Source organism: Flavobacterium panacis, assembly GCF_024649945.1.
GTDB classification, from domain to species: Bacteria; Bacteroidota; Bacteroidia; order Flavobacteriales; family Flavobacteriaceae; genus Flavobacterium; species Flavobacterium panacis.
Genome location: NZ_JANKMS010000002.1, coordinates 120209 through 133460, shown reverse-complemented (window position 1 = coordinate 133460; position 13252 = coordinate 120209). Strand labels below are relative to the sequence as shown.

Here is a 13252-nt window from a genome sequence, read left to right as displayed (position 1 = left end):
AAAATCAACACAAAGCTTGGGTAAGTACAAAGTATTGCACTGAGACCGAAAACTGATACTGAATACTAAAAAAAAAGTCCCAACAATGGGACTTTTTTTATTATGCGTTTTGTTCTAATTCTTTCTGTGGATGATATCCAAAAAGATGGTGTTCTTTTATAATTTCTGGAATTCCAGGAGGAAGCATTGGTTCCCATCCAGGTTTGCCTTGACTGATCATTTTTAGAACTTCTCTAGAGAAAACATCCAGAATATTTGGATCATAATCTTCAATATCGACTACTTTTCCGTTGAATTTAAAGAATTTGTACAATTCTTTCATTCTAGGATGAACTTTCAAGTTGTTAGAATTCATTAATGAGCCATCTTCGTCTAACATCGGATATAAGAATACTTTCATATCACGATAGAATAATTTTCCGAAAGCTTCTAGGATTCCACCACTTAAATGACGGTAGTATTTCTCGTCAAAAATATCAACAAGGTTATTTACTCCCATTGCCAATCCCATACGGGCTTTCGTATAATTAGCGAAATATTCAACAACTTTATAGTATTCTTGGAAATTTGAAATCATTACCGTTTGACCAAGAGAACAAAGCAATTCGGCTCTGTCCATAAAGTCACGCTCGTCAATTTCACCATCTGAACGTAAATTCGAAAGTGTGATTTCAAAAACTACAAGCGTATTGTTTTTTTCAACCTTATTTTCTTTGAGAAACATTTCTAATGACTTCTCATACATGTCCATGTTTACCTTAGTAACTGGACGGAAACTTCCTCTTAAAGCCAAGAGGTTTTTCTTGTATAAAATAGCGGCAGGAAGAATGTTTTTTCCTTCAGGATTAAACATTACGGCATCTGTCATTCCGTTTTTAACCAATTGCAAACTCATTAAACGATTGTCAACATCGGCAAAACGAGGTCCAGAAAAGTTAATGGTGTCAATTTCTAATTGATCTTTATCTAAGTGATCGTATAAATAACGAAGTAATCGTTTTGGATCGTTGTATTTGTAAAAAGCACCGTAAATTAAGTTAACTCCTAAAATACCAAGTGTTTCTTGTTGTAATCTCGCGTCAGTTTCTTTAAAACGAATGTGAAGAATAATTTCGTTGTAAGCTTCGTCTGGTTCAATTTGGTATCGAATTCCAACCCATCCGTGACCTTTAAATTGTTTGGCAAAATCTATTGTGGCAACCGTATTGGCGTAACTGAAAAAAAGTTTGGTTGGATGTTTTTCTCTGCTCAAACGCTCTTCAATGATCTGACCTTCATGAGTCAGCATTTTTTTCAAACGTTCTTCCGTAACATATCTTCCGTCGCTTTCAACTCCGTAAACGGCGTCACTAAAATCTTTATCATAGGCAGACATTGCTTTTGCGATTGTTCCCGAAGAACCTCCAGATCTGAAAAAATGTCTAACTGTCTCTTGTCCAGCGCCAATTTCAGCAAATGTTCCGTAAATATTCTCGTTTAAATTAATGCGTAAAGCTTTGTCTTTTATAGAAGGAATCTGTTCGATGACCTTGTCACCTTTGAGTTTTATTTCTGTACCCATTTTGTTTTAAATAGATTTGTTACAAAGTTAGTAAATTAGGCTTCTAATGAAAGAGAAATAATCTATTTTTGTAAAAAAATTAAGTTCAATTGAAGGTTTATTTTTTAGGTACAGGTACTTCTCAAGGTATTCCGATTATCGGGATCGATCATCCAGTTTGTAAAAGCACTGATGCTAAGGATAAAAGGCTTCGTGTATCCATTTGGATTACATGGGACGAGCATTCTTATGTAATTGACTGCGGTCCAGATTTTAGACAGCAAATGCTTTCTTGCGGCTGCCGAAAACTGGATGCTATTCTTTTTACTCACGAACATGCAGATCATACTGCCGGTTTAGATGATATTCGTCCGTTTAATTTTAGACAAGGTGAAATTCCTATTTACGGACATCAACGTGTTTTAGATAATTTGAGGCGTCGTTTCGATTATGTTTTCGAAACCGTAAATAAATATCCAGGTGCTCCAAGTGTCAAAACAATCGAAGTAGAAAACAACTCTCCTTTTGCAGTTGGTGATAAAATCGCTATTCCAATAAATGCGATGCATGGAGATCTTCAGGTTTTTGGTTATCGAATTGATGATTTTGCCTATTTAACAGATGTAAAAACAATCGAACAAGCTGAAGTTGATAAACTAAAAGGCTTGAAAGTTTTAGTTGTAAATGCTTTACGGGTTGAACCTCACGATACACATTTTAATCTTAAAGAAGCACTTGATTTTATAAATCTTGTACAACCTGAAAAGGCTTATTTAACGCACATTAGCCATGTTTTAGGTTTTCATGAAGAAGTACAAAAAACACTTCCAGAAAATGTTTTTCTGGCTTACGACAATTTAGAAATTACAATTTAATTATACCACACAATGAAAAAATCCTTAATGCTTTATCTTTTTATTTTGGCTATTTTGATGAATGTTTTCACGTATGCATTCTACAGTGGCGAAGTAAAATTTGCTCAGAATAGATATGATAAAACTACTAAGAAACTTAGAGATAGCATCAATATTGTAAAAACTCAATTAGCAGAAGCTGATTATTTTTCTCTAGAACATAATGAAAACGCTCAAAATTACTTTGACAATAGTGCTTCTGGCGGAAAAGTGATTTTGTATGAAAAACTAATTCCAGTTGTAACGGAAAAGTTATTAGATTTTAATGCAAATCCAAAAGGAAATCCTTATACAGGTCAGGATATGATGGACGGAAAGAAATTCATTATCAATAAAGTTAAAATTTTAAACCACAGATGGATTATTGCAGATTACAGTAATGGAGAATTATGGGGAGAAGTCTTGTTAAAATATTTTGTAGATAACGACGATAATATTACATTTGAAGTAAATCAAACTTGGTTATATCAAAAATAGGATTTTAATCCTATTTTTTTTTGCTCAATTTTTAAATTATAAGATTATGAAAAAAGTAATTTTGATTGCAATGATTGTAAGTACTGTAGTGTCTTGTGCAAAGAAACCTTCAGGAGAAAAAACTAATTTGCAAGAACCAAAAAAAGATGGGGTCGAAGTAAATTTAAAAGATACTGTAAAAGAAGTCAAAGTAGGAGCAGATGCTGATGAACATGGCTGTAAAGCCTCAGCTGGCTACACTTGGTCAACGCTTAAAAAAGAATGTATTCGAATTTTTGAAGGCACGAAATTATCACATTACGATGACGGAAAAACGTATACAACTGCATCTTACGTAATCTTTGACGGAAACAAAGCAGAACTTTTCTTAGATACTCAAAAAGAATCCATCATTTTAGAAAGAAAATCGGAAGGTGATTCTTGGATTAACGGCGATTGGCAGTTAATTCCTTGGAAAGGCTATGTTTTGAAAAAAGGAGAGAAGATTCTTTATACAGGACAATAAATTTAAGTTTTAAGTCACAGTCGCAGTTTTCAGTTTTTACTTGCAACTTTGAAAAAGTTCTAAAGTAGTGTAAGACTGAAAACTGCGACTGAATACTAATTAATTAGCCAATTCTTAAAATCAAAGAAATTTTGTGGTGCAACTCCATGTCCAACAGGATATTCTCTGTATATTACAGGAATATTCAATTTTTCTAAAATAGCAGGAGTTTTTCTCGCCCATTCTATAGGGATAACTTGATCTACAGTTCCGTGTGAAGCGAATATTTTTAGGTTTTTGAAATCGTTGTTTTCAAAACCTTCTTTGATGATTTCTTCATTGAAATAACCGCTCATGGCTACAACTCTCTGAATTTTTTCAGGATAAGAAAGCGCTGTAGCATAACTTAAGATAGATCCTTGACTGAATCCGATTAAGGTAACATTGTTAGCGTCGATGGGATAATTTGCTACTAATTCATCAATAAAAGAAGCGATTTTATCTCTAGAAATTTTTGCTTGTTCATTATCCGAAAATTTGTTTTGATCTGCATCGAAATTGATGGCGTACCAAGCGTAAGCACCATATTGTAAATCGTAAGGCGCTCTTGCAGAAATGATGTAATAATTGTCTGGAAGCTCAGAAGCAAACGAGAATAAATCTTCTTCATTACTCCCGTATCCATGTAATAAAAGCAATAACGGATTTTTATCTAAAATTACTTTTGGTTCTCTTATTTTATATTCTAAAGATAGATTCATTTTAATTGTGAATTGTGAGTTGTGAATTTTTAGTCTCAGTCGCAGTCTCGGTTTTCAGTTCTTAACTTTGTCAAAGTTTAAAACTTTGACAAAGTTTTTTAGCGTTTCAGGTTTGGAATTTGAAATTTTTGTATTGGAATTTAAAAAATTACCCAATCTTTTTAAACCATTTTTGAAACAATTCTCCAACTAAAGGAATTGGTCTCATTTGACCTTGAATAGCATTAAAAATACCGAAAGTCCATAGAATTGAAATACAAATCCACATTGGAAAAGTGATAAAAAAACTATCGAAATTGCTGATAATTGCTCCTAAAGAAATAAAAGTTAGTGACAAACCTAAAGCTTGACGGATATGAAAAGAAGCAAAACTGTTTTTGTTTTCAGAGTTCATGCTCATGGCGATTAATACACCAATGATTAGAATGTAACTCGTTATTGCGATTGGTTTTCCTTCTTCGACTGAATTATTCATTTGTATTATTTTGTAACTAATTGATTTTGATTGAAAATTCCGTAAACAGAACCTTTAAGCTCTGTTCCTAAAAAAGCAGAATTTTTAGATTTTGAAAGAATATTTTCTTTTGCAAAAGTTGATTTTCCTTCTGTTGAAAATAAAGTGATATTCGCTTTTGCACCTTCTTCAATAATAGTGTTTTCCAAGCCAAAAACAGTTCTAGCAGTTAATTTTGCCACAATTGTTTCTACTGGTAAAACCGTTAACAAAGCTCCAAAAGCACTTTCTAAACCAATTGTTCCGTTTTTAGCCGTATCAAATTCCATTTTTTTGAATTCAATATCAATTGGGTTGTGGTCTGAAGTAATCATGTCGATTGTTCCATCAGCAATTCCGTTTAGCAAAGCTTGTCTGTCAACTTCTGTTCTTAGTGGAGGTATTACTTTGAAACGGGTATCAAATCCGTCCAGTTTTTCATCCGTTAAAACCAAATGATGAACAGATGCACTGCAGGTTACGTGTAAACCTTTTGCTTTAGCTTCTCTTATTAATTCAACCGATTTTGCTGTAGAAACGGTCGGAATGTGAAGTTTTCCGCCTGTATATTCCAATAAAAATAAGTTTCTGGAAATTTGAAGTTCTTCCGCTAAGTTTGGAATTCCTTTTAATCCTAATCTTGTCGATACAATTCCTTCGTTTGCAACACCATTTCCTTTAATGTTTGGGTCTTGCGAATAAGCGATTACCAATCCGTCGAAATCTTGCACATATTGTAAAGCAATTTTCAGGATGTTAGCGTTGTCGATACTTTTGTTGTAATCTCCAAAAGCAATCGCTCCCGAATTTTTCATATCAAAAAGTTCTGCCATATCTTTTCCTTCGCTGGCTTTAGTCAAAGCACCAATTGGAAAAATTTCTGTCGCAAAACCATTTGCTTTATTTTTTACAAAATTTACCTGAGACTGATTGTCAATAATTGGTAATGAATTAGGTTGCAAAGCAATTGCTGTAAAACCGCTTTTTGCTGCAACATTCAATCCGTTTGCAATGGTTTCTCTATCTTCATAACCAGGTTCTCCAAGAGAAACACTGCTATCAAACCAACCTTGAGAAACATGAAGATTATCAAATCTTACAACCGTTTCATCATTATCGTGCGGAAGAGAAACTCCTATTTTTTCTATTACACCATCTGCAATTAAAAGATCAACGGTCTGATTGTGAAACGGACTTTTTGAGTCGATAATTTTGGCGCTTTTGATGATTAGTTTCATATTTTAAATATTTATTTTATTCAAACATTAAATGTTTTTTATTTCTACCATTAAGAAATTAAGTTCATAAAGCGAGGAACTTAATTCTCTGGACATTTAAAATAAGATCATAAAGAAAAAACTTAATAATCTTAATGTCTTAATGGTGAAATAAAATCATTTTACAAATTTTATAATTGCCATTTCTAATGCTAAAAATAACAGTGCAAAGATAACAAACCATTTCCAAATTTGGCTGTCAGTTCGCTCTGTTTGTAACGTATTAAAAATGGTTGAAATTGTATCAGCAGTTTTAAAATCAGAAACTACATTTGTGTTTACTTGACTCAAATCGCTTTCGGTTCTTTTATAATTGAAACTGATATTTTCAACCCATTCTTTTTTGTCAAAAACACTATAATTTCCAGCAGTTTCTGGGAAATCATTGAATGTTAATTTGACTTTATTGTTTAAAATCTGCTGAATCGGAATAAATGAATCTTCTGTTCCTTTGACTTCCAAAATCGCATCTTTAGTCAATAAAACATCAACAAAATAAGGCTGATTATTTCCAATTGTCAAAGCATTTACTCCTGTTTTCTGATTGTTCTGAGCGATTTTATAAAATAATGGAACAATTAAAGGTGATTGCTGGAAGTTTGAGTTGGCGCTATTTATTGGCGCTGTAAAAACGGTTACTCCAGAAATCGGATTTTGAACTGCCGTTACAAATGCAGTTTGATCTTCAAAAGAAAGGACAGTCGGATACGAACTCGAAACAGCAAATGAACTATTGACTTTCGGATATTGGAAATTGGTTATTTTGTTTTCGAAAACTCCTGAAAATAAAGGATGATCGAAATTAATTTTAGTGATTAATTTGCTGTTGGTTTCGAGATTTCCGAATTGAATTTTTCCAAAACTGCTTAAAAATGTATTCAAATTAGAAATAGACGTTTTCTCGGATGGAATCACAACCAAGTTTCCTCCCTTAGAAACAAAAGCTTTTAAAGTCGTCTGCAAAGCTTGCGGAATATCAATCAATTCATTTAGAATAATAGTATTTTGTTTTTCTAAACTATTGTAATCTAAAGAACTAATTGGATAATTATTATAATTGAATTCACTAGAAGTATATATTCTCGATAGGAAATTACTTTTTTCGGGTTCTCCAATACTGATTACGTTTGTTTTTTTGTTTTTAGAAATACTGAAAAATAGTTTGTTATCATAAGTCAGACCATTATCCTCAATTGCGACATAACCATGAAAAGCTTCTTTTGGAATCGTGAAATTGATTTTCTTTTTCTTCGCATCAAAATTGACAATTGTTTTAGCAATTAGTTTGTTTTGATTGTAAAGTGCCGTTGAAACAGGTTTGAAATCTTCGCCATAAGCCGATAAGTTAATGCCAATTTCATAAAAGTTTTCTAAAGTCTGATTGATATAAACACTATCAATAGAAACATTATTTTTTTGTTCTGCTTCTGGAACAATGAAGTATGGTTTTTCTTCAAAATTGACAGTTGCAATGTCTTTTTCTTTTAAGCCAACCGCATCTGTAATAATCACAATATCTTTTTTATGAGCCGATTTGTGTGCTTTAATCTTGGCTGTAATTGCTGAAAGATCAAAAGAAGTGGCGCTGTATTTTAAATTCTGTAAAGCACTTTTAGATGATTTAATGTCGGTATTCCAGAAGTTTTCGGTATTAGTTAAAAGAGAAAATTGCGTGTTTTCTGGAGTATTTTCTAATAATTCCTGAACGGCTCTTTTTAATAATTCTCCCTTTTTGCCTTTTGCCTGCATACTGAAGGAATTATCCAAAACAATATACATTTCGTTCGAAACATTTTTACTGTCAACAGCTTCAAAAAATGGCTGTGCAAATGCAATAATAGCACAAGTAAGCAATAATAAACGTGTGGCTAATAAAAGTCTTTTTTTGATTTTAGAACTCTTACGAGTCTGAATAGCAAGTTCTTTTAAAAATCGGACATTGGTGAAAAAGGAAGTTTTAAATCGTCTTAATTGAAATAAGTGAACCAAAATAGGAACGATCAATAAAAACAGAAAATATAAAATTTCGGGATGTTTAAAATGCATTCTGGCTTCGATTTACTTCACTACGTTTTGTTTTTCGCGAAGATGCTGGTCAAAAATACGAATTAAAAATTATTTAAACCATATAAGTTCATATTAGAGATTATAAGTAAAAGAATAAAGGATAGCTTATATAACTTATATGTACTTATATGGTTTAAGAAAAAAATGTAATTTTTGTAATTTCTTGGAATTAAGATGGTACTTCTAAACGATATTATTGCTTATTTTAGCTGATTCAAAAAAACAAACTATGAAAAAAATATATCTAGTATTATTTTCAGCTTTATCATTGACCACGGTTAAAGCTCAAAATAAATTCAACTTGTTAGTTGGAACTTACACTAACACTTGCCAAAGCAACGGAATTTACGTTTACGAATTCGATGCCACAAACGGCGAATATAAATTGAAAAACTCTTCTGAGAATGTTGTCAGTCCAAGTTATTTATCTGTCTCTGCCGATAATAAGTTTATTTATGCGGTGAATGAAAATGGAACACAAAGTACAGTAAGTGCTTTTTCATACGATTCAGCTTCTGGAAAAGTAAATTTTATAAATAAAAATGATGCTTTGGGAGCAGATCCTTGTCATTTGATTAATGATGATAAAAATGTAATCGTTGCGAATTATTCTGGTGGAAGTATTGTTGTTTTCAAGAAAAACCCTGACGGAAGCATTACAGAAGTGCAGCAATTGATTCAGCACGAAGGAAAAGGACCAAACGCAGCGCGTCAGGAAAAAGCGCATGTGCATATGGTTGTTTTTTCGCCAGACAAAAAGTTTGTGCTTTCGAACGATTTAGGTTTAGATAAAGTATTTATTTACAGATATAATCCAGCTTCTAAAAATGAAATGCTGACTTTAAAAGGAAGCGTTGATGTAAAACCGGGAAGCGGACCACGACATTTAACTTTTAGCAAAGACGGAAAATTTGTTTATTTAGTTCAAGAATTAGATGGAACTTTGACTACTTTAAGCTGGGATAAAACAGGAAGTTTAAAAGTTATTGCCGAAACAAGTATTTTACCAAAAGATTTTAAAGGTGGAACAGGAGCAGCGGCAATAAAACTTTCGCCTGATGGAAATTTCTTGTACGTCTCTGACCGTGTTGATGCGAATGCGATTTCAGTTTATAAAGTTCTTAAAACAGGCGCTTTAGAATTAGTAGAACAACAAAGTAGTGCAGGAAAAGGACCAAGAGATTTTGCCATTGATCCAACAGGAAATTACCTTTTAGTAGGGCATCAATATACTAATGATATCGTTATTTTTAAAAGAGATATCGCAACAGGAAAAATCACAGACACAGGAAGAAGAATCCAGTTGTGTTCACCAGTGGGACTGGTTTTTACGAAAAATTAATTTTTAAAAAGTGACAAAGTTACAAAGGCTCAAAGTTACAGAGGTTTAAACCTGTACTTTTGAGCCTTTAACTTTGTCACTTTGTTTCTTTGAACCTTTGTCCCTAAGAAAAATTATTTATTTTTCTTTTTCTTCTCGTTTCTTGTCTTCAACATATTTCTATTGACAGAACCATGCGTTTTCTTTTTGGTTTTTGAAGGACCTCCAAGATTAACTTTTTGGTTCTTTTTAGATTTTTCGTGAAAAGCACCGTCACCTTCTAGTTTTGGTTTTTTCAATAAAAACTTTCTTGGTAATTTGTCTTTTTCAGCTTCGATCAGTTTATCTGAAATTTCAACTTCTTCAGGAAAATCAGCGATTTTAAGCTCTTGATCCATTAAAAGTTCTGTTTCGATTTTGAATTCTTCTTCTCTTGGAGTAACAAAACTAATGGCAGTTCCCGTTGCGTCTGCACGACCTGTACGACCAATTCTGTGCATGTATAATTCTGGCTCTTCTGGAAGTTCGAAGTTAATGACGTGTGTAATATTTGAAATATCCAAACCTCTCGCCATAACGTCGGTTGTGATTAAGCCTCGAAGATTTCCTTCTTGGAATTCAGCCATGGTACTCAAACGGTAATTTTGAGATTTATTAGAGTGAATAACACCAAATTGTCCTTCAAAAAGCTCGTCAATACGATTGAAAAGCATATCTGAAATCTTTTTATTGTTTACGAAAACTAAAATACGACTCATGCTTTCGTCGTTTTCCAGCAAATGTTTTAAAAGATTTACTTTAGTATTGAAGTTAGGAACGTTATAAGTAAGCTGTGTAATTTTTTCTAATGGAGTTCCCGATGGAGCCAATGTAACTTCTTCTGGAAAATCAAAATAATCATTCAACAAATCATCCACTTCATCTGTCATTGTTGCAGAGAACAAAATGTTTTGACGTTTGGTTTTCATCATCGCGAAAAGAGAAGTCAATTGTGGTCTGAAACCTAAATTCAACATTTCGTCAAACTCGTCGATTACTAATTTTTGTGTTTCATCAAAACGAACAACTGCGTCAAGCGCTAAATCCATTGTACGTCCTGGTGTTCCGACTAAAATGTCAACACCTTCGTAAACAGCTTTCTTTTGTGTATTGATGTTTACACCTCCGTAAATTCCTAAAGTTTTAACCGACATATAAGTCGTTAGTTTTTCTACTTCTTCTACAACCTGAACTACTAATTCACGTGTTGGAACAAGGATTACGATTTTTGGAGTATTAGTATGCGTAAATTTATAAAGCTTTAAAAGAGGCAATAAATAAGCAAATGTTTTACCAGTTCCGGTCTGTGCAATTCCCATCATATCACGTCCAGACATGATTACAGAAAAAGATTTTTCCTGAATAGGAGTAGGCGTAACAAATCCTAAATCGTCAACTGCTTTTTGTAATGATTTTGGAAGATTAAATTTTTCGAAAGTGCTCATTTGCTTTAAATTTTGTGCAAATGTACATTAAATTCATGGTTAGAACACTAATTTTTTCGAATCATCTAATAATTTTGAGGTATAATTAATTGATTTTCAGTTTTTATAGAGCTTCAGATTCTTATTGTTTGTGTTTTAAAAAACGAAAAGTTCTTTTGGAAATTTTTGAATATTTTTGAAAAGTAAAGAACAGATCATAAATAAGATGGGAACATTTTCACAGACGAGTATTAAGTCTAATGATATTGAAACGATAGTAGCGGAGTTAAAGAAATACTTGCCAATTGGTAGAGAAATATGGCTTGATACTAATAAGTGGTGGTTTTATAATTTACCGCATGAAGAAAATTCTTTTGAGGGTAAAAATCTAACCTTAATAGTTTCGCAAAACCTAGCCAAAGATTGGGTTGAAGTTGAGTTTGACTTTCAAGGGGGATTATATTGTTTCGATGAAATTTTAAAACAGATTTCAAAAAATCTGAATACTTTGATTTTGTTAGTATATTATCAAAATACTGTTGAAGAAGCTCGTCTAGCGAAATTTAAAAATGGACAGTTGGAACTGTCTTACTACGAAAAATATTTTTACGAAGCAGTTGTTGAAAATAATGAACTAATTGTAAAGTCTAATTATGTGGCTGACAATTTTGGAGTTGCCACTTCTACTATTGAAGAACTTAGAAATTCGAAATTAGGAGACGAAACGCTATGGATTGAATATGACTTTATATATAAATTTTTAAATTCTGAAGGCTGGAGTATTGATTCAGGACAAGAAATTTTTGCGGATGAAAAATATTTGCATTTAGAGCAGTTGAAATAAAGTTTGATCCAGATTCAAATAATCTTTAAATAAACTCTTCTCGAATTCGTTCAGGAATGCAACTGGTAAAAGCAAATAATATCTATTATGGAAGGTCAAAAACCAATTCTGAAAAATATAACCAATTCTTATCAAAATATCCAAAAGTTATTATTGGTCTTAAAAAAGGATATAGTGTAAGAGAATGTGTAAAATTATATGATGTTTCTCTTTGAACCGCCACAAAGATTAAGGAAATGACGAATTTATGAAATACTATTTTTTAGATTGAAGAATCTTAATTAATTCTTCAATTCTTTTCTCTGTTTTTTCTTTTTCACAGTTGTTTAAAAAAGCATTATATAAACTGCCTTTCATATTTTTTGTTTCTTCTTCACAAGAAATATCCTTATATTTTATCCATTTTCTCTGCTCTTGTCTTAATTCTGTTTTTTCAGTTTCGTTTAAAACTAACATTACTTGTTTGTATATGATATTCAATTTTTTATCCGCAATTTCCAGTTCTTCGGCTGATTTTATATTACTATTCATATCATTTGTATCTTCTTCACTATCAGTTAAACTATCTGTACTATTAGTAGTTATACTATCATTTGAATTATAATTGTTGGATGCTGAATAACTACTTTCCGATATCGTTTGGGGGGTATTTGTGTTAAATTGATTATGTGTAATTCTATTTCCTGTAACTTGAAATTCTTCTTTGGACCAAGTTGGAATACCACTGGCGCATCTCAATACTGGTGTATCCCAATGTTCATCAGAAACAATCCAAAATGGAGATAAAGAATTGTAAACTCCTCCAAAATTATTCGTCTTATCAAATACAGCAAATTCAAGATACCTTGCATGATACCCATCAACATCTCTTGTAGGACTACCTAAAGTAAAGTTGAATTCTTCATAACCACCACTCATATCAAATGGGTCATCCATATTATTCCAACATCTCCAAATTCTTAGTTTGTTCCCTTTAATTTCAAAGCGATACCTCCAAGTGTGATTTATGTCTCCAGTATGTTTTTCCAAAGACCATTTTCCTTGCATATAATTCTCAAGTGCTGACGTATCATTTATATCAATTTTAATTTTTTCATCAGAACTCCCAGATGCAAAAGCTAAAAATAAAAATATACCAACAATTAAAACTGAAATAATTTCTTTAAAATAGTTTTTTATGTTTCTCATTTTGATTAAATATAGAATTAAGCATTATACTGAATAATAATGCAGTAGTGGTGAAAATTAAGTCTATCATATCAAATGTACCGGGGAATAATTTTACCGCCTGTGCAATCTCAACAATTGACCCTGAAAGCAGAGGAATCAGTAACCAATATTTCCCTTTTTTAAATTGGTCTTTCCATATAATTAATAATGCCGATGAAAAAGAATAAACCCAAAGCGCATCTGGTAAAGAAAAGTAAAACCAAGTTGGAATCTGCCTTTTGAAAGGATACATTATATCACGTATTAATGAAGTAATAAAATCTATATGGATCCATTTAAACCAATCAAACATTCTTAAAGATAGACTACGAAAAGAAATATAAATTAGCCCTCCAATTACTAATGGAACTATGACATGAATGAAAATTATTTTTCTCATTA

The 13252-nt window shown here is 32.1% G+C and carries 13 protein-coding genes; 5 read left to right on the top strand and 8 right to left on the bottom strand.

Going from position 1 to position 13252, the window contains the following annotated elements:
- Positions 1-100: 100 nt before the first annotated feature.
- On the bottom strand, positions 101-1561 hold the full coding sequence (locus NQQ59_RS05510) for a TonB-dependent receptor (protein WP_144214653.1): 1461 nt from the start codon (positions 1559-1561) through the stop codon (positions 101-103).
- An 89-nt stretch (positions 1562-1650) separates the two neighbouring features.
- On the opposite strand from NQQ59_RS05510, the gene NQQ59_RS05505 reads away from it, so the two are divergent.
- From NQQ59_RS05505 to NQQ59_RS05495, 3 genes are read left to right on the top strand one after another with little or no spacing between them, the layout of a single operon-like run.
- Complete coding sequence (locus tag NQQ59_RS05505; protein WP_144214652.1) at positions 1651-2415, top strand: MBL fold metallo-hydrolase; 765 nt, start codon at positions 1651-1653, stop codon at positions 2413-2415.
- A 12-nt stretch (positions 2416-2427) separates the two neighbouring features.
- Positions 2428-2931: a hypothetical protein gene (locus tag NQQ59_RS05500; RefSeq protein WP_144214651.1), complete on the top strand. Its 504-nt coding sequence runs from the start codon at positions 2428-2430 to the stop codon at positions 2929-2931.
- A gap of 46 nt (positions 2932-2977) precedes the next feature.
- Positions 2978-3436 (top strand): hypothetical protein, encoded by a 459-nt coding sequence (locus tag NQQ59_RS05495; RefSeq protein ID WP_144214650.1) that lies wholly within the window; start codon positions 2978-2980, stop codon positions 3434-3436.
- Between the two features lie 95 nt (positions 3437-3531).
- Here NQQ59_RS05495 and NQQ59_RS05490 read toward each other — a convergent pair whose 3' ends face one another.
- The 4 genes from NQQ59_RS05490 to NQQ59_RS05475 all read right to left on the bottom strand — a co-directional run bounded on the left by NQQ59_RS05490 (position 3532) and on the right by NQQ59_RS05475 (position 7992).
- Positions 3532-4176: an alpha/beta hydrolase gene (locus NQQ59_RS05490; protein WP_144214649.1), complete on the bottom strand. Its 645-nt coding sequence runs from the start codon at positions 4174-4176 to the stop codon at positions 3532-3534.
- A 148-nt stretch (positions 4177-4324) separates the two neighbouring features.
- Complete coding sequence (locus tag NQQ59_RS05485; protein WP_111286666.1) at positions 4325-4651, bottom strand: hypothetical protein; 327 nt, start codon at positions 4649-4651, stop codon at positions 4325-4327.
- A 5-nt stretch (positions 4652-4656) separates the two neighbouring features.
- Positions 4657-5907 (bottom strand): dihydroorotase, encoded by a 1251-nt coding sequence (locus tag NQQ59_RS05480; RefSeq protein WP_144214647.1) that lies wholly within the window; start codon positions 5905-5907, stop codon positions 4657-4659.
- Between the two features lie 156 nt (positions 5908-6063).
- Positions 6064-7992 carry a vWA domain-containing protein gene (locus NQQ59_RS05475; protein ID WP_144214645.1) on the bottom strand — a complete coding sequence of 643 codons (1929 nt, stop codon included), beginning with the start codon at positions 7990-7992 and terminating at the stop codon, positions 6064-6066.
- Positions 7993-8242: 250 nt separating this feature from the next.
- Here NQQ59_RS05475 and NQQ59_RS05470 point away from each other — a divergent pair, with 250 nt between their 5' ends.
- Positions 8243-9355: a lactonase family protein gene (locus NQQ59_RS05470; RefSeq protein WP_144214643.1), complete on the top strand. Its 1113-nt coding sequence runs from the start codon at positions 8243-8245 to the stop codon at positions 9353-9355.
- A 113-nt stretch (positions 9356-9468) separates the two neighbouring features.
- On the opposite strand, the gene NQQ59_RS05465 is transcribed toward NQQ59_RS05470, so the two are convergent.
- Entirely contained in the window at positions 9469-10818 is a 1350-nt protein-coding gene (locus NQQ59_RS05465; RefSeq protein ID WP_144214642.1) for a DEAD/DEAH box helicase, read from the bottom strand.
- Positions 10819-11023: 205 nt separating this feature from the next.
- Here NQQ59_RS05465 and NQQ59_RS05460 point away from each other — a divergent pair, with 205 nt between their 5' ends.
- Complete coding sequence (locus NQQ59_RS05460; RefSeq protein WP_144214640.1) at positions 11024-11641, top strand: hypothetical protein; 618 nt, start codon at positions 11024-11026, stop codon at positions 11639-11641.
- Between the two features lie 255 nt (positions 11642-11896).
- On the opposite strand, the gene NQQ59_RS05455 is transcribed toward NQQ59_RS05460, so the two are convergent.
- The gene (locus NQQ59_RS05455; protein WP_144214638.1) at positions 11897-12829 is read right to left on the bottom strand and encodes a lysozyme inhibitor LprI family protein; all 933 of its coding nucleotides are present in this window, start codon (positions 12827-12829) and stop codon (positions 11897-11899) included.
- Positions 12804-13250: a hypothetical protein gene (locus NQQ59_RS05450; RefSeq protein ID WP_144214636.1), complete on the bottom strand. Its 447-nt coding sequence runs from the start codon at positions 13248-13250 to the stop codon at positions 12804-12806. The genes NQQ59_RS05455 and NQQ59_RS05450 overlap by 26 nt, the downstream gene beginning before the upstream one ends.
- Between the last annotated feature and the right edge of the window lie 2 nt (positions 13251-13252).